This is a genomic window from Bacillus cereus, from assembly GCF_015071065.1.
In the GTDB taxonomy this organism is placed as follows: domain Bacteria; phylum Bacillota; class Bacilli; order Bacillales; family Bacillaceae_G; genus Bacillus_A; species Bacillus_A cereus_BA.
The window spans coordinates 1-267 of sequence record NZ_VOVA01000107.1; the positions used below are offsets into that span (position 1 = coordinate 1).

Consider the following 267-nt stretch of genomic DNA (forward strand, 5'->3'; position numbering starts at 1 on the left):
ACAATAGGGCGCTTTAATGGAGCAATGAAAAGCCTAATTTTTCATTTTTATGCTGAGAAATAAGGCTTTTTAATATTGAAATTTCCTTAACGTTGTAAATCCGCATTTTCCTGACGGTACCCCATATAGCGCATATATTTCGAGCGGAATTGTATTTTATGCTGTCAGCTCAAACAATTGATGGATGAATTCTTTCTGATTTTGAACAGACTGATCCCGTAAATCAACCTGTTCTTTTTTTATCATATGCATGGCTTCAACACCACT

General features: G+C 35.2%; 1 pseudogene. It reads right to left on the minus strand.

What is annotated here, in order from left to right:
* Nucleotides 1–156: 156 nt before the first annotated feature.
* Nucleotides 157–267, minus strand: a pseudogene (locus FT637_RS29775) (IS6 family transposase); the annotation flags it as partial.